The 13,422-nt window shown below is 60.1% G+C and carries 13 protein-coding genes; 9 read left to right on the top strand and 4 right to left on the bottom strand.

What is annotated here, in order from left to right; genetic code table 11:
• Positions 1-161: 161 nt before the first annotated feature.
• From H3H39_RS09330 to H3H39_RS09345, 4 genes are all read right to left on the bottom strand, one after another.
• Positions 162-491, bottom strand: coding sequence for a DUF5455 family protein (locus tag H3H39_RS09330; RefSeq protein WP_182153106.1), 330 nt, complete (start codon positions 489-491; stop codon positions 162-164).
• Between the two features lie 12 nt (positions 492-503).
• The gene (locus H3H39_RS09335; protein WP_182153461.1) at positions 504-1,694 is read right to left on the bottom strand and encodes a hypothetical protein; all 1,191 of its coding nucleotides are present in this window, start codon (positions 1,692-1,694) and stop codon (positions 504-506) included.
• Between the two features lie 105 nt (positions 1,695-1,799).
• On the bottom strand, positions 1,800-2,012 hold the full coding sequence (locus H3H39_RS09340; RefSeq protein ID WP_182153107.1) for a major coat protein: 213 nt from the start codon (positions 2,010-2,012) through the stop codon (positions 1,800-1,802).
• Between the two features lie 550 nt (positions 2,013-2,562).
• Positions 2,563-2,883, bottom strand: a complete 321-nt coding sequence (locus H3H39_RS09345) for a hypothetical protein (protein WP_182153108.1) — start codon at positions 2,881-2,883, stop codon at positions 2,563-2,565.
• A 120-nt stretch (positions 2,884-3,003) separates the two neighbouring features.
• On the opposite strand from H3H39_RS09345, the gene H3H39_RS09350 reads away from it, so the two are divergent.
• The 9 genes from H3H39_RS09350 (at position 3,004) to H3H39_RS09390 (ending at position 13,420) form a co-directional block, all read left to right on the top strand.
• Complete coding sequence (locus H3H39_RS09350; protein WP_182153109.1) at positions 3,004-3,492, top strand: DUF2726 domain-containing protein; 489 nt, start codon at positions 3,004-3,006, stop codon at positions 3,490-3,492.
• Positions 3,493-3,784: 292 nt separating this feature from the next.
• On the top strand, positions 3,785-4,180 hold the full coding sequence (locus tag H3H39_RS09355) for a helix-turn-helix domain-containing protein (RefSeq protein ID WP_182153110.1): 396 nt from the start codon (positions 3,785-3,787) through the stop codon (positions 4,178-4,180).
• A 108-nt stretch (positions 4,181-4,288) separates the two neighbouring features.
• Positions 4,289-6,259: a peptidase U32 family protein gene (locus tag H3H39_RS09360; protein ID WP_182153111.1), complete on the top strand. Its 1,971-nt coding sequence runs from the start codon at positions 4,289-4,291 to the stop codon at positions 6,257-6,259.
• A gap of 99 nt (positions 6,260-6,358) precedes the next feature.
• Positions 6,359-7,693 carry a sensor domain-containing protein gene (locus H3H39_RS09365; protein ID WP_182153112.1) on the top strand — a complete coding sequence of 445 codons (1,335 nt, stop codon included), beginning with the start codon at positions 6,359-6,361 and terminating at the stop codon, positions 7,691-7,693.
• Positions 7,694-7,864: 171 nt separating this feature from the next.
• On the top strand, positions 7,865-8,944 hold the full coding sequence (locus H3H39_RS09370; RefSeq protein ID WP_182153113.1) for an ABC transporter substrate-binding protein: 1,080 nt from the start codon (positions 7,865-7,867) through the stop codon (positions 8,942-8,944).
• Positions 8,945-9,051: 107 nt separating this feature from the next.
• Positions 9,052-9,453, top strand: coding sequence for an Hpt domain-containing protein (locus H3H39_RS09375; RefSeq protein ID WP_182153114.1), 402 nt, complete (start codon positions 9,052-9,054; stop codon positions 9,451-9,453).
• 392 nt (positions 9,454-9,845) lie between these two features.
• Positions 9,846-10,268, top strand: a complete 423-nt coding sequence (locus tag H3H39_RS09380) for a hypothetical protein (protein WP_182153115.1) — start codon at positions 9,846-9,848, stop codon at positions 10,266-10,268.
• A gap of 114 nt (positions 10,269-10,382) precedes the next feature.
• The gene (locus H3H39_RS09385; protein ID WP_182153116.1) at positions 10,383-11,300 is read left to right on the top strand and encodes a LysR family transcriptional regulator; all 918 of its coding nucleotides are present in this window, start codon (positions 10,383-10,385) and stop codon (positions 11,298-11,300) included.
• A gap of 149 nt (positions 11,301-11,449) precedes the next feature.
• Positions 11,450-13,420 carry a serine protein kinase gene (locus H3H39_RS09390; protein ID WP_182153117.1) on the top strand — a complete coding sequence of 657 codons (1,971 nt, stop codon included), beginning with the start codon at positions 11,450-11,452 and terminating at the stop codon, positions 13,418-13,420.
• Positions 13,421-13,422: the final 2 nt, after the last annotated feature.

The raw sequence follows: 13,422 nt of genomic DNA on the forward strand, positions 1-13,422 counted from the left end.
GTTCATCCGCATTCATCGTTGAAGTTGAAATCGCCTCGCATGTTCAGGAGGGAGCTGGCGCGCCGGGCTCAGGAAAACGGCGCTAACTAAGCGATAGGCTGTGTCCGGCTATACGGGGGCAAGATCAGCGACCAGCAGCAGCCATTCACGAACTTGAACACTCATATCGTCCGGCTCCAAAGCTGCATGATGTTGACCTTCCATTTGTACAGTTCGACCAATGACCAGAAAGTGATGTAGCTGGAAATCAAGGCACCGCTATGCGGAGAAATCACCATGGAGACGCCAGCACCGAACATCGGATGCAGCGCACCGGCGCCGGCAAGCGCAGCAGTTATTGCCGCCCGTGTCGCGGTGTACAGACCAACAAACAGCACGGTAACGATGGCGATGATCGCAACGGTAACAGCGACCTTTTGCGTAAGATATTTCGCCAGCCATGCAACAAGCCCGGTGAACATGTTGAAAAGCAGCGTACCTAGAACTGGCATATCAACTCCCTATCAGGCAACAGGCTTAGCCGTGGCGCGAGCGACCAACGACATTACCGAGTAACCAAAGAAAAACACCCACAGCAGTTCGAACATCGTGGCGAACATACCGGTATAGCTGCAAACGTCCACTGTCCACTGTCCACCGATACCGGGCAAGCCAACCGTAGGATTCGTACAAGAGCCTTGCGGCAGCTGATAGCCGAAGCCAAGAGACGTATCCTTGCCCGCGCTGGATACTGCATCATTAAAGCCGTTCTGACGATCACCACCCACGCCATTCACAAGCGCATTGAGCGCATCCAAAGCGCCACCAATGCCGGACGGCGTGCCGCTTTCGTCAATCTTGCAAGCAGGCTCCCCTGGAGCGCCGCAATTTGTTCCACCTGTGCCCGTACCACCTGTACCACCTGTACCACCTGTACCACCTGTGCCACCAGTACCGCCTGTGCCACCCGTGCCACCCGTGCCACCTGTACCACCAGTACCGCCGGTGCCAGTGCCACCCGTACCAGTGCCACCCGTACCAGTGCCACCCGTGCCACCTGTACCACCTGTACCGCTCGTATCACCCGTACCAGTGCCGCCTGTACCTGTACCGCCCGTTCCAGTGCCAGAACTACCACCTGAATATGCGGGAACGGTATCGTCAGGCGCCTGATTCACACCCGCCATTTCGCCCGTCTCCACCATTTGAAATACACAGGTTTTTTTCGCCACACCATTAACAGCATCACTAGTCGCCGTCATGCAAAAATCAGAGCCAGTCGCCTTAATCTTGCAACCATCAGCCGCCCCCTGAACGGAACCCACACCATTCACTTCCTGAAGCACATTGCCAGTAGCGACAGACACATATGCAGCAACCAAAGAAACATTCCCAGCACTAGCACCAGCCGAACAAGTCCCGGTGGCAGAAATGAATGCAGAAGTCTTGTTTACCGCACCACTATAACGATTAGTAACAGTCACAATAACCGTCCCATAATCCGGAACAGTTTTCAGAAAAGCCTCATCAAGACCTTCACACACAGCAGACAAAGCACTATTCCCCCCCTCCCAATATTTGCAACTAGCTGGCGACAAAGGATAATTAGGTCCTCCCGTATCGCCCCGAATAACAAATTGACGAGAAGCTTGAGCAAGTGAAGGAACGACGAGCAAAACGACAGCAAGCGTTCGCAAGATTAGCCGCGCAATCATAAAACCAAGCTCCGCTCCATAATGACCTCACCCAAACCGCAGAAATAGAAAAGGGCCGAAGCCTTACGACCACAGCCCCCAATCGACGCGAGAAGCGACCGCCGCTTAACCAGCGCGGGAGAACGCTTTCTTCATCATCTTGATGCCCCAGAAGCCACCGGCCACCAGCACGGCCACGCCGAAGGAAGCCGTGATGTAGGTTTGCGCGGTCGCGGACAGCGCAGTGATGGCGTCAACGCCCGGATCGGCAGCCAGTGCGGCACCCGATGCAACCAGCGCGCCAGCGGCGATAAGGCCGCGTTTGATGTTCTTATTCATAACCACTCCTAAAAAAGATGCGCCAAAAAATAAAAGGACTGATCGGCAGACAGCCCAGTACAACGAAAACTATTCCAGCGTTTCAATGGCCCGCCGTGCGATCCGTTGAATTGCGCCACCGGCATAGCCGATGCCAAAGGCGGTGCAGCAGTAAGCGATGATTTGCGCGGCAGTGAGCGTGTTCATTTGTGATCCACAATCCGATGAATGATGTACTTGATCAGATAGACCGCGCCGACAAACAGCGCCGTCAGAAACAGAATCGGAGACAGCGCCCCAAGCAAGGCACTCATCGCTGACCGCCCGCGATCCAACCAAGGGCCAAGCACAGCACCAGAGCCGCACCGATAAAAATGTCCGCCGTTACATTCACATCCACCCCGCTTGATTGATCCGGTGCCGCGTCAAGCAAGTAAGCCTGTACAACAACCGGCCTGCCCGCCTGACCATCCGACGTCGTGCACTCCGTGTAAGTAGCACCAGCAGTCACGCTCGACACAGACGCGCCCGGCTGACATACGATGACGAATTGCAGCGACCCGGACATGCGTTAGGCCGCCTTTGCAGCCTGCGCCGATGGTGCCGAGGCTTTAGCGGGCGCTGCACCAATTGGAGTGATGGTGGCGACCTGCGAACCGACGCGCTTTTCCGACGAAATGGAAACCTCAAATTCGACCTCATAAGTACCGGGCTGAATGTCTTTGTACTGCTGTGGCAGCAGCAGTTCCCCGATCAGCGGCGAGATCTCACCCGTGTCGCGGTTCACTTTCTGGACGATGCATTGCGCAAGGCGCATGTCGTAGTCATTGCCGGTCTTCTTCGAGCGGCCAGCGTTTTGGACAACGTGCAGGATTTGGATAGTCGATTTCATGGTGTACCCCTATGTGATTCGCCCGCTAGAGCGATTAGTACAACGCCAACATGGCGCACTAAATAAACGTGACAAGTCACGATAAAATATGAACAAAACAAACGATCAATGGAACTACCAATGCACAAATTTGACTTCTACGTTTTCGGCATCGTCCTAATTTTCATCGTTGTCTTCGCAATCAACTTCGCCAACGACATCGAGAAACTCGGCATCCTTAATAATTTAAAAGACCTAAAAGTAAAAGCGCGTAGACCTCTTACGGATCGTGAAGAACAGATGTACACGGCCCTTACTACCGCCCTCCCCGAATGCGTGGTACTAGCCCAAGTTAGCTTTCAAGCCCTACTGACAACTAACCGTCGTGCAGACCGCAACAGATTCGACCGGAAATTTGCGGATTTCGTTATCTGCTCAAAGCAGCTAACCCCGATTGCGATCATCGAACTTGACGACAGCACCCACGACAACAAACAAGACAAAGACGCGGACCGTGACGCCATGCTCCAAAACGCCGGATACCAAACAATCCGGTACCGAAAAATTCCTACTACCGAACAACTGCGAGACGAGATCGAGCAAGCTCTAACGACCCTCACCAACAGCTAGCATTACTTTCCGCCCAGCTTCCCCAGCAGAGCACGAGCAGCATCAAGTTGCGGTTGCCAGATTTGCCAAGCCTCGTCCACCTTGGCCGAAGTCTCCAAACTGACGATATGATCAGGAAGCCACATACGCAGCATGTCCCGCTCAGCGGCAGAGAGTGACAATTGGAGAGGTTCTTTCTCGTTTACTGATTGACTACGCATTGGTTTACCCCTACGATCCAGCCTATGAACACAGCTGTATTAAACACAGGTGTATTAAATAACACACCTGTATTAGTGTCAAGGAGAAAGATATGAAAAGCGTGAAATTTCTTGAGCAATTGCAAGTAAAGCTGGGAAAGGCGACCCAGCAGGAACTTGCCGACGTCTTGGGGATCACCCAAGGCGCAGTCGGCCACTACCTACACGGCAGACGTGTGATGGACGATGAAACCTGCTTAGCCGTCGCTATGCAACTAAACATCGACCCAATCCAAATCGTGGGAGCAGCCTGCATCGACCGTGCAGAAAAGAGCGGCCAGAGCAGCTTGTGGGAGGTTTTTATGTCAAGGATGGCGGCAACCGCAGCTAGCGCCGTTTTGTTGGTCAGTGTCAATTTATTTTTGACACCGAACGACGCAGAAGCGGCCACCCTCCCCTATGACAGCGCGCACTTGCAAAATCCGCACACTTTATATTATGTAAAATGACGTCTGGAGAATGGTGTGATTCCCAGGTTGCTTGAACCCCTCCATGATTGGATGACTTAAGCGCTTGATTTTGCTAAAATTTCGGCCTTCGCCTGTGAGAATACCGCCATGTCCCTGCTCGACCACGAAATTGAACTGCTGTCGCCCGCCAAAACCGCCGAAATCGGGCGCGAGGCCATCCTGCACGGGGCCGACGCGGTCTACATCGGCGGCCCCGCCTTCGGCGCGCGCCACAACGCCAGCAACCCGATCGAAGACATTTCGGCACTGGTCGAATTCGCCCACAAGTTCCGCTCGCGTATCTTCGTCACCATCAACACCATCCTGCACGACGCGGAACTGGAAGCGGCCCGCAAGCAGATCTGGCAGCTCTACGATGCCGGCGTGGACGCCCTGATCATCCAGGACATGGGCCTGCTCGAAATGGACCTGCCACCGATCCAGCTGCACGCCAGCACCCAGTGCGACATCCGCACCGTGGAAAAGGCCAAGTTCCTGGGCGCCTCCGGCTTCTCGCAACTGGTGCTGGCGCGCGAACTGACCATCGAACAGATCCGCAAGATCCGGGCCGAAGTCGACACTCCGCTCGAATACTTCATCCATGGCGCGCTGTGCGTGGCCTATTCCGGCCAGTGCTATATCTCGCACGCCGACACCGGCCGCAGCGCCAACCGCGGCGATTGTTCGCAAGCCTGCCGCCTGCCCTACACCCTGAGCGACAGCCAGGGCCGCGTGGTCGCCTACGAAAAGCACCTGCTGTCGATGAAGGACAATGACCAGAGCGCGAACCTGGAAGCGCTGGTCGACGCCGGCATCCGCTCCTTCAAGATCGAAGGCCGCTACAAGGATATGGGTTATGTGAAGAACATCACGGCCCACTACCGGTTGCTGCTGGACGAGATCCTGGAACGCCGCCCCGAATTGAGCCGCGCCGCCAGCGGCCACACGCGCGTGCTGTTCACGCCGGACGTGGACAAGACCTTCCACCGTGGCCACACCGATTATTTCGCCAATGGCCGCCAGGACGAAATCGGCGCCTTCGATTCCCCCAAGTATGTGGGCGTTGAACTGGGCATCGTCAGCCGCATCGGCACCGACCATTTCGACCTGGTGACCAACGCGCCCATGGCCAATGGCGATGGCTTGAACTACATGAACAAGCGCGAAGTCGTGGGCCTGCAGGCCAATGTCGTCAAGAAGCTGGGCGACAGTTCGGAAGGCGAATTGTGGCGCGTATTCCCCAACGAACAATTGCGCGAGCTGGCGGGTCTGAAGGCCGGCGTGTCGGTGATGCGCAACCGCGACCACCACTGGGAGGCGTCGCTGCAAAAGAAATCGTCGGAACGCAAGGTGGCGCTGCAACTGGCGCTGAGCGAGGACGCGGACGGCCTGCGCCTGACGCTGCGCGACGAGGACGGCATCACCAGCAGCACTTACGCGACCATGGCGCTGCAGCCGGCGCAGCATGCGGAACAGGCGGAAGCGGCGCTGCACGCCAGCCTGGGCAAGCTGGGTAACACCATGTTTGAAGTGGATGGCATCGCGCTGTCGTTGTCGCAGCCATGGTTTGTGCCATCGTCGGCCATCAACGCCCTGCGCCGCGATGCCATCGCCGCCCACGAGGCCGCGCGCCTGGCGGCCTGGCAGCGCCCGGAACGCAAGGCGCCGCAGGAACCGCCGGCCGTCTATCCCGATACCCAACTGAGCTATCTGGCCAACGTCTACAACGAGAAGGCGCGCGCGTTCTACACCAAACACGGCGTGCAGATGATCGCCGCCGCCTACGAGTCGCACGAGGAGGCGGGCGAAGTGCCGTTGATGATCACCAAGCACTGCCTGCGCTTCTCGTTCAACCTCTGCCCCAAGCAGGCCAAGGGTGTGCAAGGGGTGCAGGGCCAGGTCCGCGCCGAGCCGATGACGCTGGTGAGCGGCGAGGAACGCTACACTTTGCGCTTCGACTGCAAACCGTGCGAGATGCATGTGGTGGGCGCCATGAAGCCCGGTATCCTGAACTCGGCGCCGCCCTCCAACGTGCCTTACAGCACCCTCACCTTCCACCGCCAACGCCCGCTCGCCTGAGCATCTCGGGTGCGTTTGATGCACCTGAGCCCTTTCTTGGCAGAAGACTTGGTAGTACAGTAGTCGTCATCCTCATGCCTAGCGGTGGAAACTTGCAATATGGACAATTTATTTCCCGCCCCAGTGGCCAACTTCGCCGACTTGTTGCTGGATGCCGTCTGTATGGTCGATGCGAGCGGCCAATTTGTGTTCGCCAGCGTCGCCTGCGAGCGTATTTTTGGCTACACCCCGGAGGAAATGCAAGGCCGCGTGATGATCGACATGGTGGCGCCGGAAGACCGCGCACGCACGCTGGCCGCCGCAGACGACATCATGGGCGGCCACCCCAATCTGCATTTCGAGAACCGCTACGTGCGCAAGGATGGCACCCTGGTGCACCTGTTGTGGTCGGCGCGCTGGTCCGATCAGCACCAGCTGCGGGTGGCCGTGGCGCGCGATATCACGGCCGCTAAACGGGCCGAGGCGACCCAGGCGGCCCTGTACGCGATTTCCGAGGCGGCCCATGCGACGGAAGACTTGCCGCAGCTTTTCCAGCACATCCACCAGATTATCGGCGGGCTGTTGCCGGCGGCCTGTTTTGCCGTCGGGCTGCATGACGAGTGCGGCGACCAGTTGCGCTTCGCCTATCACGCCGATCAGCATGGCCCCTTGCCGCAAAGCTTGCTGGCGCATGTGATGGGTGAGGAAGTACGGCGCCTGGGGCGCCCGCTGTTGCTGGACCCTGCTGACCTGGCGCCCCTGCCGGAGGCGTTGCGCTCGGCCGCTGGCCTGAGTCCTCACTGCTGGCTGGGCGTACCGTTGACCACCTCGCAAGGGCCGTTAGGTGTGCTGTTGTTGCAGGGCCAGGGCGAACACGCCTACACGGATCGCGACCGCGATCTGTTGCTGTTCGTGTCGACCCAGGTGGCCACGGCGATCCAGCGCAAGCGCATGCATGCGCAGTTGCGCTTCATGGCCCAGCACGATGAACTGACCCGGCTCCCCAACCGCCGCCTGTTTCATGACCGGCTGGACACCGCATTCGCCCGCGCCCAGCGCCAGCAGGGACGGCTGTCGTTGCTGTTCATCGACCTGGACAAGTTCAAGCTGGTCAACGACGAATATGGCCACGACTGTGGCGACCTGCTGCTCAAGGAAGTGGCGTGGCGCATCCAGGCTTGCGTGCGCGAGAGCGACACCGTGGCCCGTATCGGCGGCGATGAATTTGTCGTCATCCTGGAGAACGTGGGCTCGCCCGATCATGCGCTGGTGGTCAAGGACAAGATCCACCAGGCCTTGTCTGTTCCAGTCGCATTGGCCGAACGGGGCAGCCTGTCCATCGAGGCCAGCATCGGCGTGGCCCATTATCCGGACCATGGCGCCGACACGCTGCAACTGCTCCGCCACGCCGACAACGCCATGTACGCCAGCAAGGCACAGCCGGCACCGGTGTGATGCTGGCCCGGCAAGTGTGTAATTTGGCTCGCCAAGGCTAGCGATTTATTGCCGAAGTTGCATGTTATTCTGGTTTAATTGGCCCCATGCACGCAGCATGCGCCTGGTCTTGGTCACGGCGCTGCCACGCGCCCTTCCGCCATTTCGACTTCGCCCAGCTAGCCACCGACAATGCCAAAAAACTACGCCGTCCTCGTCTTCGCGCTGAGCCTGCTCAGCCGCTCCGCCCTCGCATTCCAACCCCTGCCGCCGGAAACCATGGATGAAACCCATACTTTCCGGGTGGAAGTGCTGCAGGTGACGGATATCGAACCGTACCAGGAAGCCTATGCGGGTTTTCTGTCGGCCCTGCAACGTAACGACGTGGTGGCCGGCAAGAACCTGGAAGTGAACCGGGTCAAGATCGACTTTGACATTGAAAACGGTGGCTTCTGGAGCCGTCTGGGCGTGTTGATGCGGATCCGCCAGGAAGCGGCCCGCATCGTCGCCGCCAAGCCGGACCTGGTGCTGACCATTGGTACCCCGGCTACCAAGTTCTCCCGCGGCATGCTGGCCGACGCCCACATTCCGCTGGTGTTTACCGCGGTCGCCAATCCCGAGGACGTGGGTTGCCTGTCGCTGGAAGACGCCGGCCCCGGCGTGACCGGTTCCACGCTGTATGCGGACATGGGCCATTCGCTCAAGGTGGTGCACGATATTTTCCCGCACGTCAGCCGGATCGGCATGATCCATACGGATGATGAGAACGGCGTGGCCAATGTGGCGGCCGCCTCCAGCAGCGGCCGCGCCATGAATATGAACGTCAACGCGCGGCTGGTGGCCAAGACGGACAGCATCATTCCATCGCTGAAGGAGCTGTACGAAGACGGCAAGGGGGTGCAGATGTATGCCGTGCCGCTCGACACTTATTATGGCTTGCGCCACTACGAGGCGGCCATCGACCTGGGCGATTTCGGGACCGAGCACAAGATTCCCGTCGTCACGCTGGCCATGGTGCGGGTGCCGGGCGCGGCACTGTATGTGGGTGCCGATTTCGGCATGGTGGGCAGCCTGGCGGGCGTGCAGGCCGCGAAAATCCTGAAGCGACGCGTGAAACCGGACGTGTTGCCCATCCTGCGCCAGGAAACCCCGACCGTGCTGATCGATCCGCAGCGTGTGGCGAGCCTGGGGGTACAACTGCCGCAAACTATCCTCGACCACAAGACGGATGGCAAGAATGGTTACTGGCAGATCGAACTGGTCAAGCAATAAGAACGGTCCGTCCCACGCTGACGCGGCAAGCGGCGATGCCAGAATGGCAGCACCCTGTCAGACGGAGTATCATAGGCGCTGCTTAGTCTTTTGCTTCGGAGTACCGTATGTCCGCCCTGGTTCCCGCCGGCTCGACCGAAACCGTGTTTTCGGTCGACACTTTATTGAAATACATGGGCAACGATGACAATGCGCGCGCCATTGTCAGCAAGATCGTGCGTGATGCCTGCGCCCCTGCGATGACGCCGCTGGTGCAAGCGGGCCAGGCGATCAAGGAGCAACGGCTGGCCGATGCAGGCAGGATCTTCCACAGCCTGCGCGGTTCGGTGGGCAGCCTGGGCGCCAAACGCCTGGTAACGGCCTCGCTGGGGCTCGAACTGGCGTTGGCGGAACGACGTATGGCTGATATCGCGCCGCTGTTTGCGACCGTCGAACTGGCCTACCGGGAAGTACTGGAACAGGCCGCTGACTGGCTGTCCCGTAACGGCATCGAGCGGGCGCCAGACTGACGCGTCCGGCTCACCGGCGGGCCGTCGCCATCCACCTGCCACTCGCAGTGGCGCCGTTACCGCCGGCAACCAGCCCTGCTACTCACCATCCCGCCGCATGTTGCGTTGCGAAAAAGCCGCAGCAACTTGGGCAGCGCACCACGTATTAACACACAGTTACACTTGTTACAGCAAAGTGTTGGTGGCGCCAAGGCGACGCTTGCCGTTCATGCTACTATGCCCGAATTGCACCAGCTCCGGCGGGCGCGTCACGAAAAGAGTAACTATTTTTTCATTATTGAAATATTGCGCATTAGGCAATTAGTTTCCAATTGAGTATAATGGTGCACTGCATCGTCATCAACGTTCTGCGAGCCAACCACGGCACTTGCTTCGATCAAAGGTAGTCATACATGGATTTATTCAACAAGTCGGGAGTGTTGGTGGCCTCAGCGCTGGTGCTGGTGGGGGCGTTGATCGCCCACCAGGCCAAGGTGGACGCCATTCCATCGCCGACTGTGGTTGAACAGGCGGTGCATTCCATGGATGGGCGCGTCGACGGCGCCGCCAATCGCCGGCTGGAGGAATGGGCCGCGTTGGGTTCGCCGGTGGCCCAGCGTGAATTGGCGCTGCGCTACCTGTCTGATCCCGCCAAGCAAGGTGAAGGCATGCGTCTGCTCAAGCAGGCGGCCCGGGCCGGCGATGCGCAGGCCGTCCGCGGCCTCAGCGAAGGATATGCCGACGGCGAAACCTTGAGCGGCGCCGCCCGCATCGGCGATATTGGTGGTTTGCGCCTGCTCAAGGAAGCGGGCAACAGTAATTACGCACTGCACTAAGCTCCCTTCCCTGTCGCCGGTGGCGGCATCCAGCTCCGCGTAATCCTCTATACTTCTGATGGTCTGGCGCCGAAAACGGCGCCGTCATGCATTATTTGTGAATTGGAGAGGGTAATGGATCGTTTGCGGGCGCTGGAAGTGTTCGTCGAAGTCGTGCGCCGCGAAGGCTTCGCGCGGGCCGCCGAAGCGCTCGATACCTCCCCCGCCAACGTGACCCGCTATATCAGCGACCTGGAAGCGCATCTGCGTACCCGGCTGCTCAACCGCAGTTCGCGCAAGATGTCGCTCACCTCCAGCGGCGAAGCCCTGTATGAGCGGGCCAGGACCATCCTCGACGACGTGGCCGAGGCGGAAGCGATCGTGTCGGCGGCCACGCTGCAACCGCACGGTCTGCTGCGCATCAACGCCCCGCTCAGTTTCGGCGTGCTGCAACTGGCGCCGTTGTGGCCGGTTTTTCACCAACAATATCCCGACGTCCAGCTCGAAGTGGCCTTGATCGACCGCGTGGTCGACATCGTGGACGAAGGCTACGACCTGGCCATCCGTATCTCCGGCGCGGGCTCGAGTTCGCATGTGGCGCGCAAGCTGGCCACCTGCCACAACATCCTGTGCGCGGCCCCTGCCTATCTGCGCCAGTTTGGCATGCCGGCCACCCCGGCCGAGCTGCAACAGCACCAGTGCATCGGCTATAGCTACGCGGCGCTGGCCGACCAATGGCCGCTGCTGGACGCGGCGGGAAAGCAGCAGACCGTTAAGGTGCGCTGCGTGATGCACACCAATAACGGCGATACGGCCCGCGCGGCCGCTTTGGGGGGCATGGGCATCATCTGCCAGCCCACTTTCCTGGTGGGCGCCGATGTGCGGGCCGGCCGCTTGCTGCGGGTCCTGCCCGACTACGCCGTTCCCGACATCGACGTGCTGGCCGTCTATCCCAGCCGGCGCCACTTGAGCGCCAAGGTGCGCGTGATGATCGATTTCCTCGCGCATCACTTCCAGGGCACGCCACCATGGGACCGCGCTGGCCAGGCATAACGCGGTGCCATAGCGCACCGGCGGCCAGCGAACCGTTAGAGTCAGTTCCCGGTCGGAATATCCCGGCACACGATTGATCCGTGTCACGCCCGTCGCTCCGCCGTCGTCCGATACTGCAACCTGCCGACGATGATGGAGGATGGGCGGCGATGGATGATGCAACCAATGATGATGAGCTTCAACCGGCTGCGCATGCGGGCCAGGCCAGTTACCTGGACAGCCTGCGGGCGTATAGCGGACGGCAGCGAGACCCTGGCTGGTCCGGCCCGTTCGCGCAGTTCATGGCGCAGATTCTGCCGGAACGTGCCAGCCAGCTGGCACGCACTGCCCACCAATATATCTGGGACATGCTGTGCTGGGCCGGTGCGGAGGATGCCTCCGGACACCGTGGTTGCCGCCTGTTCGCCAACGAACTGTACGGCATCGACGCGGCGCTGGCACGCGTGGCCGACTATTTCAAGGCGGCAGCGGCCGGCTCCGAAGTGGGTCGGCGCATGTTGCTATTGCTGGGGCCGCCTTCGGGCGGCAAATCCACGCTCGTCATTCGAATCAAGCGGGGCCTGGAGCAATACAGCGCCACGGACGGCGGCGCCCTGTACGCCATCGCGGGCTGTCCGCTGCACGAATCGCCATTGCACTTGTTGCCGCACGCCTTGCGCGCCGGCTTGCACACCCACTATGGGGTCGAGGTCGCTGGCGAGCTGTGCCCCCACTGCCGCAGCCGGCTCGATACCGACCATGGCGGCGACTTCCTGCGCATGCCCGTCGAGCGCATCTTCATCTCCGAGGCCGGCCGCTGCGCGGTGGGTACCTATGCGCCGCACGATCCCAGCACCGCCGACCTGGCCGACCTGGTCGGTTCCGTCGACCTGGCCAAAGTGGCCAGCTACGGCGACGAGGGCGACCCGCGGGCCTGGTCCTGGTCGGGCGCCGTGTACGCGGCCAGCCGGGGCATGCTGGAGATGATAGAGATCCTCAAGGTCAAGCGCGAATTCCTCTATTTGTTGCTGACGCTGACCCAGGAGTGCAACGTCAAGGTGGCCCGCTTCCCCTTGATCCACCTGGACGAGGCGATCCTGGCCCACACCAACCTGGCCGAGTTCCGTAAATTTCTGCTGGAGAGCGAAAACGAAGCCCTGCTGGATCGGATGGTGATCGTGCAAGTGCCCTACACGCTCAACTATCGCGACGAAGCGCGCATTTATTGCAAGCTGATCCGGACCTCGGCGCCCGCGTTTGGCGAAGTCCACCTCGATCCGCACGTCCTGCACGCGGCGGCCGTGTTCGCGATACTGACCAGGCTGCATGAGGAGGACGAGCGGGAAGCGGAATTGATCCAGAAGGTGCGGATGCACGCCGGCGACGGCCCGGATGGTGGCCGGCCACCGGAAGGCCACCAGACGCGCGCCGGCGAAGCGGGGCCGGATGAGGGGCTGGCGGGCGTCTCGCCCCGCTTCGTCATCAACGCCCTGTCGACCGCCATCATCCAGTCCAGCGGGCACAGCTTATCGACCATGGACGTGTTGCTGGCGCTGAAGGATGGCATCGAACACGACGCACGGATCGATGCCCGCCGCAAGCGCAAATGGATCGACTTCCTCGTCTTGACGCGCAAGGAGTTTTACAACCGCTGGGTCAGGGAGGATGTACACAAGGCCCTGTTCGTTTCTTTCGAACAGGACGCGGAAGCGCTGCTGGCAAAATATCTGGACGAAGTGGAAGCCATGCTGGACAACCGCCAGCTCAAGGACCCGATCACCAGCGAAGAACGGCGTCCCGACGAACGTTTTTTGCGCGCTGTTGAAGAAAAGATCCATATTTCGGACGCGGGCAAGCAATCGTTCAGGCAGGAGGTGGTGCGCAAGGCGATGGGGGCATACAAGCGGGGTGAACGGTTCTGCCTGGGCAGCCACGCGCCGCTACGCGAGGCCATGCAGCAATTCCTGTTCGAGCAGCGACGCGACGTGTTGCGGCTGGTCAGTTCCGCCCAGCGGCCTGACGACGAAGTACGCGCCAGGTTGTCGGCCGTGGAAAAACGCATGATCGATGACTATGGTTATGACAGCCACAGCGCCCGTGCGGCGCTCAATTATGTCACCACCGTGCTGGCGCAGGAATGACG

This window comes from Rugamonas apoptosis, from assembly GCF_014042355.1.
Lineage (GTDB): Bacteria > Pseudomonadota > Gammaproteobacteria > Burkholderiales > Burkholderiaceae_D > Rugamonas > Rugamonas apoptosis.